At 48.2% G+C, this 1,171-nt stretch carries 2 protein-coding genes; both read left to right on the top strand.

From position 1 onward, the window contains the following. The coding region (locus D7Y06_RS27575; protein ID WP_243119518.1) for a DUF6431 domain-containing protein at positions 1 to 368 on the top strand (368 nt) is incomplete at its 5' end. A gap of 63 nt (positions 369 to 431) precedes the next feature. Then, a partial coding sequence (locus tag D7Y06_RS25220) for a DDE-type integrase/transposase/recombinase (protein ID WP_158591508.1) occupies positions 432 to 1,171 on the top strand: 740 nt, incomplete at its 3' end.

The following is a 1,171-nucleotide window of genomic DNA, read 5'->3' as shown; positions in this document are numbered from 1 at the left end:
CGGAAGGCAAAGCAGCTTTCCGCATCTGCCGCCTTATCTGCTCCCGCTGTCGGCGTACCCATGCACTTCTTCCTTCTTCCATGGTTCCTTATTCACAGATATCCCTGGCGGAACATATAGAAATCATCTCCTGTCAGGAAAGCAGGAAAGGCCAGGATACACTCATGAATTACAATCCCTATATTGATGAGAGCAACTGCCGTTACATCATCCGCTGCTTCCTTATGCACTGGAAACAGCTCCTCCTTTCTGCACAGATATCCCTTTTTAACAGGACAACTCTGATTCATGACTGTTTTTCTGCTTTTTCCAGGCAGTTTATGCAGATTCGCTGCACCCCAAATATTCTTTCTATGAACACCACATAACCTGACACGACATGTCCTCCATTTTTCTCTATAATGGTCAAAAAACACACAGGAGGATTTCATATGACACAGGAAAAACAGCATGATACCGCCCTGATGCGGTATTCCCTCATCTCACCCATCATAAACGGGCTTCCGGAAGAATACAGTTCCCTGGATGCCTTTTACCGTGATGCCTCAAAAAAGGGCGCTGCCGCACCGGACGGCACAGTAAAACACTTTTCAGCTGCCACCATTGAACGCTGGTACCGCTGCTACAAAAACGGCGGCTTTGATGCCCTTATCCCCAAGGGGCGTGTGGACAAGGGGAAGCCAAGAAAGCTGGATGCAGATTTACAGGAACAGATTAAGCATCTCAAACTGAACTACCCGCGTATGTCTGCATCTGCCATTTTCCGGCAGCTTCATGACAACGGCAGCATTGTTGCCGGTGAAGTTTCCGAGTCAACGGTATGCCGCTATGTCAACCAGCTGGCTCTGGAACTGAAAACCACCGCCAACCGGGATATGCGCCGCTATGAGCGTCCTCATATCAACGAGGTCTGGTGCGGTGATTCCAGTGTGGGGCCTTATCTGAAAACCGCCGGCGGACAAAAGCATAAAGTTTACATCATCGCCCTTATTGATGATGCCAGCCGTTTTATTGTGGGCATTGACGCATTTTTCAATGACAACTTTGTAAATCTGATGTCCGTTATCAAATCTGCCGCTGCAAAGTACGGACGTCCACAGATGTTTAACTTTGACAATGGGAAATCCTACCGCAATAAACAAATGGAACTGCTGGCGGCAAGAATCGGCTC

Origin of the sequence: Roseburia sp. 1XD42-69, from assembly GCF_003612565.1 — a bacterium.
Classification (GTDB): Bacteria; Bacillota; Clostridia; order Lachnospirales; family Lachnospiraceae; genus Roseburia_B.
The sequence above is the reverse complement of the archived record's forward strand: the minus strand, read 5'-3'. Positions and strand labels throughout refer to the sequence as shown.